3 protein-coding genes are annotated in these 14,686 nt (G+C 72.4%); 2 read left to right on the forward strand and 1 reads right to left on the reverse strand.

Features of this window, described 5'->3' with window-relative positions; all coding sequences use genetic code 11:
- Window positions 1-56: 56 nt before the first annotated feature.
- Window positions 57-1,340, reverse strand: coding sequence for a phthiocerol/phthiodiolone dimycocerosyl transferase family protein (locus BG418_RS32365; protein ID WP_223185778.1), 1,284 nt, complete (start codon window positions 1,338-1,340; stop codon window positions 57-59).
- Window positions 1,341-2,171: 831 nt separating this feature from the next.
- On the opposite strand from BG418_RS32365, the gene BG418_RS32370 reads away from it, so the two are divergent.
- On the forward strand, window positions 2,172-10,898 hold the full coding sequence (locus BG418_RS32370; protein ID WP_188277607.1) for a non-ribosomal peptide synthetase: 8,727 nt from the start codon (window positions 2,172-2,174) through the stop codon (window positions 10,896-10,898).
- A complete protein-coding gene (locus BG418_RS32375; protein ID WP_188277608.1) occupies window positions 10,891-14,658 on the forward strand; it encodes a type I polyketide synthase in 3,768 nt (1,255 codons plus the stop codon). The genes BG418_RS32370 and BG418_RS32375 overlap by 8 nt, the downstream gene beginning before the upstream one ends.
- Window positions 14,659-14,686: the final 28 nt, after the last annotated feature.

Genomic DNA, 14,686 nt, shown 5'->3' on the forward strand with positions numbered 1-14,686 from the left:
TGATACAGGGTGCGTGGATGGTGCGTACCGCGTGGGAGGGGCGTCCTTGGACGCACTCACGCCGGGACCGCCACCGCGCCCTCGGCGTCGCCGCGATGTGCGGAGAAACCGAGCAGCGTGGCGTGCAGACTGTCGCGGATCTCGCTCATCTGACGGTGGGTGAAACATGCGGTGCTGTACGGGAGTTCGATGGCGATGCGGCCGTCGAAGGTGGTGACGCAGCTCATCAGCGGACCGCGTCCCGCCTGCGGGAAGTAGTTCTCGCGCGCCGGGACCAGCCGTACGTCGACGACCTCAAGCCCGGGCGGGGTCACCGGGCCCGCGACGCGGCCCATGTTGGTGACGATGACGCTGGTGGCCAGCAGCGCGGGATGTTCGGGCACCCGGGGAAGGAGCCGCATCTCGTGCAGGTACTCGCCCCGGTCGAGGGCGGTGTGCAGGTTGTCGGTGATCTGCCGGGCCAGGGCCAGCGGATCGGTGTCGTGGCTCACCTCCAGCACGTCCAGGCAGGACGTGACCGCGGGGACCATCACTTCCCGGGCCAGCGGCGGGGTGAGGCGGGAGCGCAGATCCACCGGTGACATACAGCCGAGCGAGCGCGGGCCGGGGTCGCCGTCGAGCCGGTGGCGCACCGCCTTGAGCATCGCGGCGCCCACGAACCCGTGCACCGACACGCCCTCGGCCTTGGCGGAGCGCAGCAGACGGTTGGTCTCCCCCGGTCCCAACAGGACGCGCTGGACGGCCAGTTCGGGCGATTCGGGCTCCGTGCCCGCCGCGTCGTACGGCAGACAGGTCACGGGGTGCTGCCGGGCCCGCTCGATGCGGCGCGCGAGGTAGTCCTCGGTCTCCTGCTCGGAGGCGGGCGGAAGGAGCTCGGAGACGGGGCTCGGCCATTCGGCCGCCGCCTCGACGGACGTTCCCTCGGCGAGTGCCGTATACGTCTCCCACAGTGCGTTCTGCAGGGCGATGCCGCTGTGGCCGTCGGTGACGGTGTGGTCCACGCTGAGCATCACGGTGTGCTCGCTCTCGCCCCGCAGCAGTACCGCGCGGACCAGCGGACCGCCCACGGGCAGCGGGATGCTGAACTCTTCGATGAAGGCGTCGGGCCCACCGTCCCGCACCAGCAGCGCCGGCACCTCGGCCTCGGCCAGCGGCTCCAGCACGGCCGCCCCGTCCTCGACGGCGATCCGGCAGCGCAGCGAGGGATGCTCGGCGACCTTGGCCGCGAAGGCGGCGGCGAGCAGCTTCTCGTCGATGTCGCCCCGGACCGTGCAGGAGAGCACGGCGCGGCTGCGTTGCGCCACGTAGATCGTTTCCACCGGGCATAACTTGCGCTGCATTTGAATACCTTTCAATTTTCATCCACGCGTCACACCGCGCCCATCCGCGTCTCCCCGCCCGGCAACGGCTGCTCACACGGTACGCCAGCGCGGGTACGCGAAAACACGGAAACCCCTTGCGCATTACTCCACGGCCGCATTGGCCGACGCCCGGGATCCCGAATCGGCTTCAGTGAAGCGGGAATTCCTGCCTCTCGCAAGAGGCAGGAGGGCACCTCTGCGAGTGACCTATCCCTCAGAACCGAGTGGACAGGTTCCGCATCCGCCGCTCAGGGAATACCCATCGCCACCCGGCGCCAACCGGCCGGGACCGATCTTCCCCGTCACGCAACCGTATTTGGCTGAACATGATCGCCCCATCGACCCCCAACACCCCCTGTGTACAGGAGTTTTCGCAGGCTGGCACTTGCCAGGAGCACGATTGACAATCGGCCATGACCGATTCGTTAACGCACTCTGAACGTCCGAAGCTGGCCGGATTCTTGTGGCCGTGCGCCTGCTATGAGGCACGATGAACCCCGTAATCACAGGGGATTGAGGCCGCCGCCCTGCGACACACGCGGGAGATCCTCCCCTTGACCGTCCGACTTCTCCTCATGCAGGGTTACTGACCTGAGAAAGGTTGGCCTCACCACGGCACCACCCGGCCTCCTCGAAGTCCCGCCTCCGCAGCGGCATTTCGGCGACGCATTTCGGTGCCGTCTTCGTGCATCAGAATTCCGCTGACGCAGTGAGCGGACCGCACACGCCTGCCGACGGCTTCCCGAACGGCGGCCCACGGGAACTTCGTGTGTGCCGAGAATTTACCTACGCCTAATGAGGGTTGGTGCCATGTCTGTCCAGGAGGACGCCAGTAGCCCGCTGTCCGGAGCCCAGCAGGGCCTCTGGTTCGCCCAGCGGCTCGACCCCGCGAACGCCGCGTACAACACCGCCGAGTACGTGGAGATCCACGGCCCCGTCGACACCGCGCTCTTCGAGAGCGCCCTGCGGCGCACCGTCGGCGAGGCGCAGACGTTCGCCCTGCGCTTCGCCGACACCCCGGACGGGCCGCGTTGTGTGCCGGCGGCGGGTGACGACTGGCCTCTTCGGCTCGTGGACGTCAGCGGCGAGCCGGACCCGGCGGCCGCTGCGGAGGCATGGATTCGCGCCGACATGGCCACCCCGGCCGACCTCGCCGAGGGGCCGTTGTTCACCCACGCCCTGTTCACCGTGGCGCCCGACCGCTACTTCTGGTTCCTGCGGGCCCACCACATCCTGCTCGACGGCTACAGCTACAAGCTCGTCGCCCGACGCCTGTCCGAGGTGTACGCGGCGCTCGCGAGCGGCGAGGATGTGCCGCCGACCCGGTTCGCCCCGCTGAGCCGTCTCCTCGACGAGGAGACGGCGTACCGCGGTTCGGAGCGTTTCACCCGCGATCGCGCGTACTGGACCCGACGGTTCGCCGACGCGCCCGGCGCGGTCGGCCTCACCGAGGGCAGCGCACCGCCCGCGCCCGCCTTCCTGCGCCGCACCGTCCTGCTCTCGGCCGCCGACACCGAACGGCTCTCGGCTGCAGCCGCGCGGCTCGGCGCGGCCCGCAACGACCTCCTCGTCGCGGCCGTCGCCGCCTATCTGTACCGGGTCACCGGACAGCGCGACATCGTGCTCGGCCTGCCCACCATGAGCCGTCTGGGCTCCTCGGCGCTGCGGACCCCCGGCACGGCGTCCAACATCCTGCCGCTGCGCCTCGCGGTCACCCCCGCCACGACGGCCGGTGAGCTGGTCCGATCCGTCGCCGCCGAGTTACGCGATGTCCGCCGCCACCAGCAGTACCGGGCGGAGGATCTGCGCCGCGACCTCAAACTCATCGGCGGCGACCGGCGGTTGTACGGCCCGGTCGTCAACCTCGTCCCGTTCGACGAGGAGCCGCCCTTCGGCGGCCACCGCACGACCTCCCACCATCTGTCCGGCGGCGCGGTCGAGGACCTCCAGATCAGCGTACGGCCGGGGGCGGGCGGCGAAGGGCTGTGGCTCGCCTTCGACGCCAACCCGGCGCTCTACACCGAGGCCGACCTCACCGACCACCAGCAGCGCCTGCTGCTTCTGCTCGACCAACTCATCGACGCCGATTATGAGTTGCCGATCTCCCGCACCAGCCTCCTGCACCCCGACGAGCACCCCTCGTACGAAACCGTCGAGAGCGCGCACACCGCGCCCGACGCCGTGCTGTCCACCCGGTTCGAGGCCCAGGCGGCCCGCACCCCGGACGCGGTCGCCGTCACCCACCGGGACACCCACCGCACGTACGCGCAGCTGAACGCGCGCGCCAATCGGTTGGCCCGCCTTCTCGTCGAGCGCGGCGCGGGACCCGGGCACATCGTGGCCCTGGCGCTGCCGCGCTCGGCCGAACTCGTCGTCGGTCTGCTCGCGGTGCTCAAGTCCGGTGCGGCCTATCTGCCGTTGGACCCCGCCTACCCCGCCGAGCGCATCCGCGCGGTCTCCGAGGACGCCGCGCCCGCGCTGCTCGTGACCGACGCGCTCACGGCGCCGACGCTGCCGGACACCGGCGCGGCCCCCGTCGTCCTCGGCGACGAAACCGTCGAGCGCGACCTGGCCGCACGGCCGGACACCGACCTGAGCAACGCCGACCGCCCGACGCCGCTCACCCCGCAGGACGCCGCGTACATCATCCACACCTCGGGCTCCACCGGCCGCCCCAAGGGTGTGGTGATCCCGCACTCCAACGTCGTCCGGCTCTTCGAGACGTCCACCGCCCACTTCGACTTCGGCGCCGACGACGTGTGGACGCTCTTCCACTCGTACGCCTTCGACTTCTCCGTGTGGGAGATCTGGGGACCGCTGCTGTACGGCGGCCGGCTCGTCGTCGTGCCGTACGAGACCAGCCGCTCGCCGCGCGACTTCCTGGAGCTGCTGCGCGCGGAAGGCGTCACCGTCCTCAACCAGACGCCCTCGGCGTTCCAGCAGCTCGCGCAGGAGGAAGCACACGACGGCGGCCGCCCGCTGGCTCTCCGCTACATCGTCTTCGGTGGTGAGGCGCTGGAGCCCGCGCAGCTGCGGTCGTGGGTGGAGCGGCACGGCGACGCGTCGCCCGCGCTGATCAACATGTACGGCATCACCGAGACCACCGTGCACGTCACCCATCAGCGCATGACCCGCGCACTCATCGAGGACCCGGAGGCGCGCAGCGTCATCGGGACCGCGCTGCCGGATCTTCGGGTGTACGTCCTGGACCACTGCCTCCAGCCGGTTCCGCCCGGCCGGGTGGGCGAGATGTATGTGGCGGGGCCGGGGCTCGCCCGGGGGTATCTGAACCGCCCCGAGCTCACCGCCGAGCGTTTCGTCGACGATCCGTTCGGCCCGGCCGGTGAGCGGATGTACCGCACCGGCGACCTGGCCCGGCGCTCGGCCGACGGCACCCTGGAGTACGCGGGCCGCTGCGACCAGCAGGTGAAGATCCGCGGTTTCCGGATCGAGCCCGGCGAGATCGAGGCCGCGCTCCTCGCCCACCCCGCCGTCTCCCGCGCGGCGGTGGTGACCCGGGAGACCGAAGGCGCCGCCGACCGGATCCTGGTCGCCTACGCAGTTCCCGCGCCGGGCACCCGCCCGGAACCGGCCGAACTCCGCGCCCACTGCGCCACATCACTGCCCGAGCACATGGTGCCCAGCGCATGTGTCCTGCTCGACGCGCTGCCACTGACCGCCAACGGCAAGCTCGACGCCAAGGCCCTGCCCGACCCCGACTTCACCGCCGCCGCGAGCGGGGGCGCACCGGCCACCGAGTCCCAGGCGCTGGTGTGCGGGCTCTACGAGGAGCTGCTGCGGCTTCCGCAGGGCTCGGTCGGCGTCGACGACAACTTCTTCGACCTCGGCGGGCACTCGCTGCTCGCCACCCGTCTGATGACCCGCCTTCGCGCGGCCACCGGCGCCGAGATCTCCATGGCGACGTTCTTCGCCCTGCCCACCCCGGCCGCGATCGCCACCCACCTGGCACCGAGCCAGAGCCCCGCCCGGCCGCCCCTCGTGCGCGCCGAGCGCCCCGACCCGGTGCCGCTCTCCTTCACCCAGCAGAGCATGTGGTTCCTCAACCAGCTGGACGGGGCGGCCGCGACGTACAACATCCCGCTGGTCGTCCCCGTGGACCGCGACCTCGACGTGGACGCACTGCGGGCGGCCCTCGCCGATGTCGCCGACCGGCACGAGACCCTGCGCACGCTGCTGCCGGAGTCCGGCGGTGTGCCCCGGCAGGAGATACGTCCGGCGGGCGCCCTGCGGCCCGTGCTGCACGTGGTCGACTGCCCGGCCGAGGAGGTCGCGGCTCACGTCGACGCGGCGCGCCGCCACCGCTTCGACCTGACGCGCGACCAGCCGCTGTGGGCCGGTCTGTACGGGACCGGCGCCGCGCGGACGCTGGTGGTCGTGCTGCACCACAGCGCGGCCGACGGCTGGTCGCTGCGCCCGCTGGCCGACGACCTCTCCACGGCGTACGCGGCCCGCCTCACGGGCAACGCTCCGGCCTGGCACGAACTGCCGGTCCAGTACGCCGATTACGCACTGTGGCAGCGCGGCCTGTTCGAGGAGCAGGACGGCCTGATGGATCGTCAGTTCTCCTTCTGGAAGGAGGCGTTGGCTGCCCTTCCGGTGGAGATCCCGCTGCCCACCGACCGGCCGCGCCCCCAGGCACCGGCCCGTCGCGGCGCCCACCTCACGCTCGATGTCGCCCCCGGTCTGCACCGCGCGCTCCTCGACCTCGGGGACGCGAGCGGCGCGAGTCTGTTCATGGTGCTGCAGAGCGCGCTCGCCGCCCTGCTCACCCGGTGGGGCGCGGGCACCGACATTCCGATCGGCACCCCGGTGGCCGGGCGGGCCGACGAGGCGCTGGACGACCTGGTCGGGCTGATGGCCAACTCCCTCGTCCTGCGCACCGACACGTCGGGCGACCCGGAGTTCCGCGAACTGCTCGACCGGGTGCGGTCGTTCGACCTGGCCGCCTACGACCACCAGGACCTGCCCTTCGACCGGCTGGTGGAGGAGCTCAACCCGGCCCGCACGCCGGCCCGGCATCCGCTCTTCCAGGTGATGCTCGCCCTGCAGAACAACACCGAGGCCGTGCTGCGGCTCGGCGAGAACCAGGCGCCGCTGCGGCCCAGCGCCACCGGAACCGCCAAGTTCGACCTCTTCGTCGACGTGGTGGAGAACCGCGACGCGGACGACGACCCGGACGGACTCGTCTGCCACATCGAGTACAGCGCCGACCTGTTCGACCGGGACACCGTCGAGCAGGCGGCGGGGTCGCTGCACGACCTGCTCACCGCCGTGGCCGCCGACCCCGGTGTGCGAGTCGGCGAACTGCCCGCCCCGGACACGGCGTCCCGCGTCCACAGCACGGCGGACACCCCGTTCGACCCGGCGGACCTGGAGCGCGAACTCCTCGCCCAGAGCGACATCCGCGACGCCGTGGCGGTCCTCGGCCCGGACGGGCGACCCACGGTGTTCGCCGTACCCACCCGGGCTGCCGCGACCGAGCAGGCGGCGCGCGCCCTGCGGCGGACCACCGAGGCTCTTCGGGTCGCCGCCGTCGCCGACCTGCCCAGGAACCCGGACGGCACCCTGGACACCGCCACCCTGGCGCAGTTGCCCGTCATCGACGCCGAGGCCGCCGAGCAGTGGGAGCAGGGGCTCGCGCGGATTCCCGGGGTGCGCTCCGCGACCGTAACCCTGGAGGAGGTCGCCGAGCCGACCGGCCGGCTCTACATCGGCTCGTCGTCCTCGCGTACGGACGCGCCCGAGCACAGCGGCGGCGCCGCGAGCGCCGACACCGTCCCGGCGCTCAGCGAAGGGCCGCCGCTGCCCGAACCGACCGTCGCCGACTGGGCGCAGGCCCTGCGCCGGGCCGCCGAGAGCGGGCCGCACGCCGAGGTCGTCCATGTGCGCGCCGACGGCACCGAGACCCGGCGGACGTATGCCTCGCTCATCGAGGAGGCCTCCCGCGTTCTCGGCGGGCTGCGCGCGCTGGGGATGCGCCCCGGTGACCAGGTGATCCTCCAGTGCGAGGACACCGAGGACTTCCTCGCCACGCTGTGGGGCTGCATGCTCGGCGGCTTCGTGACCGTCCCGCTGACCGTCCCCGTCTCGTACGCGACCCCGTCCGCGCCCGTGACCAAGCTGGAGGGCGTGTGGCAGATGCTGCACCGCCCCTGGATCGTCACCTCCGCGTCCGGCGAGGCCGGGCTGCGCGATCTCGCCGAGCGGCGGGAGTGGGAGGGCCTGCGCCTGACCACCACGGACGCGCTGCGCGCCGGGCCCGAGGACGGCGACTGGCACCCGGCACAGCCCGACGACGTGGTGCTGATGCTGCTGACCTCGGGCAGCACCGGTCTGCCCAAGGCGGTCCGGCTCACCCACCGCAACGTCCTGACCCGGGCCGCCGCGACCGCGTCCCTCAACTCCCTGACCGAGCACGACGTCTCGGTCAACTGGATCCCGCTGGACCATGTCACCGGTGTGGTGATGTTCCATCTGCGGGACGTGTATCTGGGCTGCCGGCAGGTGCACGCGCCGACCTCCTGGATCCTGGAGGACCCGCTGCGCTGGATGGAGCTGGTGCACCGGCACCGGGCCAGTGTCACCTGGGCACCCAACTTCGCCTTCGGCCTGGTCAGCGAGCAGGCGCACCGGATGGCCGGGCGCGCCTGGGACCTGTCGCCGGTGCGCCTGGTGATGAACGCGGGCGAGGTGGTCGTCGCCGCGACCGCCCGGCGGTTCCTGCACGTCCTCAAGCCGTTCGGGCTGCCGCAGGACGTCATGCACCCGTGCTGGGGCATGTCGGAGACCTCCTCGGTCGTCACCGACACGATCCTCGCGGCCGAGCCGCAGCCCGGCGAGGAGACGTTCGTCAGCTGTGGACTGCCGTACCCCGGCTTCGCCATGCGGATCGTGGACGACCAGGAACGTGTCGTCGCCGAGGGCACGGCGGGACGGCTCCAGGTGCGCGGCACCACGGTGACCCACGGCTACCACGACAACGCGAAGGCGAACGCCGAGTCGTTCACGCCCGCGGGTTGGTTCGAGACCGGTGACCTGGCGTTCCTGCGCGCGGGCGAGCTGTACATCACCGGCCGCGCCAAGGATGTCATCATCGTCAACGGCGTCAACCACTACAGCCACGAGATCGAGTCCTGCGTCGAGGAACTGCCCTTCGTCGTACGGAGCTTCACCGCGGCCTGCGCGGTGCGCACCGGCCCCTCGGCGGGCACCGACGAACTCGCGCTCTTCTTCCACCTCGAAGAGGGCACCGACGTCACGCAGGCCCTGCGGTCGATCCGCGGCAAGGTGACCCGCGAGATCGGCATCAGCCCTGCGCATCTGATGCCGGTCGCGGCGGCGACGATTCCCAAGACGGAGATCGGCAAGATCCAGCGGACCCAGCTGCGCAAGCGGTTCGAGGCGGGCGAGTTCGACCGGATCGCGCAGGAGTCGGAGATCCTGCTCGGCAGCACCGCGACCGTTCCGGACTGGTTCCTGCGCCCGGTGTGGCAGCGCGCCGAGCCGATCCAGCGCCCGTCCGCGCCCGGCGGGCACACCCTGGTCCTGGCCGGGCGCCACTCCCGGGCGGCCGAGGTCGCCGACGCCGTCGCGGCCCGGCTGCGCACGGAGGGCGCGCGCTGCACGATCGTCACGGCCGGTACGGAGTTCACCCGCGCCGACGCGGCCCGCTACACGCTGCGTATCGACGCGGGCGACGACTACGGCCGGTTGCTGGACCAGCTGGCGGCCGACGACCGGCCGGTGGACACCGTTCTCCACCTGGGCGCGCTCGGCGCACCGTCCGGTGAGCCGGGCAGCGTCGTGGAGCTGCTGGACGCCCAGCGCGACGGCGCCGATTCCCTGCTCTGCCTCACGCAGGAATTGACAGTTCGTCAGATGGGTCGGGTCGCTCTCCACTTCGTCAGCGCCGCGAGCCAGGCGGTGTCCCCCGGCGAACAACCCTCGTACGCGCACGGCGCCGCGGGCGGGCTCCTGAAGAGCCTGCGCGAGGAACTGCCCTGGCTGCGCACGGTCCATGTGGACCTCGCATCCGAAGGCACCCCCGACGAGACCGCCGAGCAGCTGCTCGGCGAGCTGGCGGCTCCCGCCGCCGACGCCGAGGTGGCCTTCCGCGACGGCGAGCGCTGGATCCGGCGCCTGGCCCCGCTGCCCGATCCGCTGCCGCGCACCGAGGTGGCCGTGGCCGATGGGTTCCACCTGGTCAGCGGTGGTCTCGGCGGAGTGGCCGGGCCGCTCGCCGAGCATCTGCTCAAGACACCCGGCACCCGGCTGCTCCTCGTCGGACGCACCCAACTGCCCGACGAGGACAGCTGGGACAAGCATGTCGCCGAGGGCGGGGCTCTCGCCCGCCGGATCGAGACGTACCGCCGACTGCGCGAGCTCGGTGAGGTGCGGTACGTGAGCGCCGACATCACCGACGCCGAGCGGCTGCGCGCGGTGGTCGACGAGGCATCCGCCTACTGGTCCGCGCCACTGGCCTCGGTGGTGCATCTCGCGGGCCGCTTCGAGCAGCGGGCCGTGGCCGACCTGGGGCTCGACGAGTGGCGTGCGGCGCTGGCCGCGAAGGTCACGGGCGGCTGGGTGCTGCACCGGCTCGCGCAGGAGTACGCGGCCACGTCGTTCCTCTCGTTCTCCTCGGTCAACGGCTACTTCGGCGGCTCGATGAGCGCCTCCTACGCCGCCGCGAACGCGTTCCTGGACGCCCTGGCAACCCATCAGCGCGGCTCGGGCCTCGACGCGCGGAGCCTGGCCTGGAGCATGTGGGACGAGCGGGGCATGAGCGAGGGGTACGGGCTCAAGTCGCTGACGGAGGCGCGGGGTTACCGCGTCCTGGACACGGCGTCCGCGCTGCGCTCCTTCGATCTGGCGCGCACCCTGGACGCACCCCATGTGCTCATCGGCACCGACCGCGCCAAGCCCTGGGTACGCGGCCACGTCCAGGCCCCGGCCCGCCCGGTGCACCGGCTCGCCGGACGTGTGGTCCTGGACGACGGGGCCGACCTCGGCGCCCTGCACACCGCCGCCCTCGCATCGGCCGAGGCTGCCGGGGCCAGTGGCAACTGGGCGCTGCGGGCGGCCGGTTCATCGGCGGCCGACGCGCCCTCCGGGGACGACTCCGCCGAGGGGACCCGCCGTCTGGAGAAGATCCTCAGCGCCATCTGGTGCCGGGTCCTGGAGCGCGACCAGGTGGGCGTCGAGGAGAACTTCTTCGACCTCGGCGGCCACTCGCTGCTCCTGGTCCGCGCGCAGGGCGCGGTCAACGAGGAACTGGGCTGCGAGGTGAGTGTGGTGGACCTGTTCAGCCACCCGAGCGTGCGCGCCCTGGCCCGCCACCTCACCGAGACCGGCGCGGTCGGCGACGTCGCGGAGAGCACTCCCGCCGAGAGCGCCCCGCCGTCCGGGCTCGACCGCGCCCGCCAGCGGGCCGAACGCCAGCGCGCCGCGCGGGCCTCCCGCCGCCCCGCCCCCAACACCCCGCACACCGAGCACGAAGGGCCCCGCAACGATGGCTGAGGCAGCACCCCCGCAGGACGGGTACGACACCGCCGTCGCGGTGGTCGCGATGGCGGCCCGTTTCCCGGGCGCCGACACGGTGGAGGAGTTCTGGGACAACCTCGCCGCCGGGCGGGAGTCGATCCGGCCCATCACCGACGAGGAGTTCCTGGCGGCCGGCGGCGACCCGGCCGGACTCACCGACCCGGACGTGGTGCGGATGGCCTCGGTCATCGAGGGCATCGACCGCTTCGACTCCACCTTCTTCGGCTACAGCCCGGCCGAGGCCGAAGTCGTCGACCCGCAGCAGCGGCTGCTCCTGGAGTGCGCGTACCACGCCCTGGAGCAGGCCGGATACGCGAACGGCCACGGCGATATGCAGGTCGGCGTCTACGCGGGCGCGGGCGACAGCCGGTACTACCCGGCCCATGTCCACCCCCGCTTCGCCGGGCAGAGCGCGTCGGTGGCCCTGGTCCACGCGGCCACCAGCAACTCGCTGGGCACCCTGGCCACCCGTATCAGTTACGAACTCGGGCTGACCGGGCCCAGTCTGTCGATCCAGACGGCCTGTTCGACCGCGCTCGTCGGGATCCACACCGCGTGCCAGGACCTGATCGACTACCGCTGCGACCTCGCGCTCGCCGGTGCCGTGTCCCTCAACCCGTCGGCGCTGCTCGGCTACCGGCATGTGCCCGACGGGCCGTTCTCGCCCGACGGGCGCTGCCGGGCCTTCGCCGCCGACGCGGCGGGCACCTCCTCGGGCGACGGTGTCGGGATGGTCGTCCTCAAGCGCCTGGAGGACGCCATCGCCGACGGCGACCGTATCCGGGCCGTCATCCGCGGCTCCGCCATCAACAACGACGGCCGCCGCAAGGTCGGTTTCACCGCCCCCAGCACCGAGGGCCAGACCGAGGCGATCCTGGCGGCCCAGGTGGCGGCGGGTGTCGACGCGGACTCGATCGGATACGTGGAAGCCCACGGCACCGCCACCCGCATCGGCGACCCCATCGAAGTGGCCGCCCTGACAAAGGCGTTCCGCGAGAGCAGCGACCGGAAGGGGTACTGCGCCCTGGGGTCGGTGAAGTCCAACATCGGCCACCTCGGCGCCGCCGCCGGTATAGCGAGCTTCATCAAGGCCGTACTTGCGCTGGAGCACCGGCAGATCCCGCCCACGCTGCACTTCACGCGCCCCAACCCGCTGATCGACTTCGCCACGGGCCCGTTCCGGGTGCCCACGTCGCTGGAGGAGTGGGAGTCGGGTGCTGAGCCCCGCCGGGCCGCCATCAGCGCCTTCGGGGTGGGCGGCACCAACGCGCATGTGATCGTGGAAGAGGCCCCGCCCGCGCCCGCAACCCGGCCGCAGCGGACCGAGGGATGGCACATCCTGCCGCTCTCCGCCCGCACCCCCGGGGCGCTGCGCGGACAGGCCGAGAACCTGGGGCGGCACCTCACCCGCCACCCCGACCTCGACCTGGCCGACGTCGCCCACTCCCTGCGCACCGACCGCCCCGCGATGCCCCATCGCGCGGCCGTCGCCGCCCGCAGCACCGACCAGGCCGCGCGCATCCTGCTCCACCCGCTCCAGGCCCCGGCCGAGGTACGCGGCGAGGACGCCCCACCAGTGGCGTTCCTGCTGCCCGGCGGCGGCACGCAGTACATCGGCATGGGCGCCGACCTCTACCGCGAACTCCCGGCCTACCGCGCCGCCGTCGACCGGTGCGCCGAGATCCTGCTCCCGGCGACCGGACGCGATGTGCGCACGGCGCTGTACGAGCACACCGACCCCGGCAGCGTCGACGCCTTCCTGGCACTGGTCGTCACCGAATACGCCCTGGCCACCGCGCTGATGGAGCAGGGCGTACGGCCCGCCGCGTTCATCGGCCACTCGCTCGGCGAGTACACCGCGGCCTGTCTGGCGGGGGTGATGTCCCTGGAGGAGATGCTGCCGCTGGTCGCCGAGCGGATCCGGCTGATCTCGTCGGCCGGCGGCGCCACGGTCTCGGTCGCGCTCGGCGAGGAGGCCCTGCGCGACTACCTCACCGACGAGCTGTCGCTCGCGGCCGTCAACGGCCCGGAGGCGTGCACCGTCGGAGGCCGCGAGGACGCGGTGGCGGCCCTGGAGGCGCGGCTGCTCGCCGACTCGGTCGCGTTCCGGCGGCTGCGGATGCCGGCGGCCGCGCATTCCCACGTCCTGGACCCGATCCTCGGCGCCTTCGGGGACGCCCTGCGGACGGTGACCCTGCGCCCGCCGCGCATTCCGTACGTCACCAATGTGACCGGCACCTGGATCACCGACGAGCAGGCGACGAGCGTGGCGCACTGGCTCGACCACACCCGGCACACCGTCCGCTTCACCGATGGCATCGCCGCGCTGTGGGAACGCGACAACCCCGTGTTCATCGAGATCGGCCCCGGCGACGGCCTCGCCAAGCTGGCCGGGGCCCGCCTCGGGGACGTCACCACGATCCCCACCATGCGCCACGCCAAGGCCGAGACCCCCGACGGGCAGGTGTTCGCCGAGGCGTTGGGCAGGCTGTGGAGCGCGGGCGTGCCAGTCGACATCGCCGGTGGGGACACCCAGCCGCGCCGGGTGCCGCTGCCCGGGTACGCCTTCGACCGCCGTCGGCACTGGATCGACGCGCCGGGCGCCAAGCCGCTCGCCGCCGAGACCGCGGCGGAACAGCCCGAAGGACAACCGGGCCGCGCACCCCGTCCGTATCTGACGACCGAGTACACCGAACCCCGCACCGCCCTGGAGCGGACGGTCGCCGGGTACTGGGAGGAAGCGCTCGGCATCGACGGCATCGGCGTCCACGACAACTACTTCGACCTGGGCGGCGATTCGATGCGGGCCGTGCTGCTCGCGGGCCGGATGCGTGGGGACAGGGTCGTGGACGTACCGGCCGCCGCGTTCCTGTCGGCGCCCACCGTCGCCGGGCTCGTCACTCTCGCAGGGCGGGGCGGTGTGAGCGGCCGGGAAGCGTTCGCCCCGCTGCTCCCGCTGCGCGCCGACGGCGATCAGCGTCCGCTGTTCTGCATCCAGCCCGGCGCGGGCATCGCCTGGCGCTACTCCGGGCTGCTCCCCCATCTCGGCGCCCGCCAGCCGGTGTACGGCATCCAGGCGCACGGCCTGGACGGCATCCTGCCCCTGGCCGCCGACGCCAAGGAGATGGTCGGCTTCTACCTGGCGCACCTGCGCGAAGTGCAGTCCGAGGGCCCGTATCGCCTGCTCGGCTGGTCCTACGGCGGTTTCGTGGCCCACGCGATGGCCGTGGCTCTGCAACGCCAGGGCGAGCAGGTCGAGTTGCTGGCCATGCTGGACTCTCCGCTGCCCCAGGACGTGCCCGCCGATCCCTCGGAGACGGAGCGCCAGGTGGCGTCCCTGCTCGTACGGGTCGTGGGTCTGGAGATGCCCGAGGGCGGCGCGACCGACGTCGACGAGGTGATCCGGCTGATCGGCGAGAGCTCCGGACCGTCGCCGATCACCCGGGAGGAGGCGGTGACGATCGCCCGGGTGATGCGCAACAACCTGACCATCGCCCACCAGTTCAGCCCCGAGAAGTACAACGGCGACGTGCTGTTCTTCAGCGCCACCGATGACGGCGGCGACCCGGACGACGTGGCACTCGCCCTGCGCAAGGCCGAGGCCTGGCGCCCGTATGTCGGCGGTGTCCTCACCGACCACGCCGTGTCCTGCACGCACTACGAGATGACCGAGCCGGAGCCGACGGCGGTTGTCGCCGCGGTCCTGGCGGCCGCCCTGCGGCCTTCCACCGGATGAGCCCCCGTACACCCCACTCCCCCGCCCC

Source organism: Streptomyces sp. CBMA152 (assembly GCF_014596475.1).
In the GTDB taxonomy this organism is placed as follows: domain Bacteria; phylum Actinomycetota; class Actinomycetes; order Streptomycetales; family Streptomycetaceae; genus Streptomyces.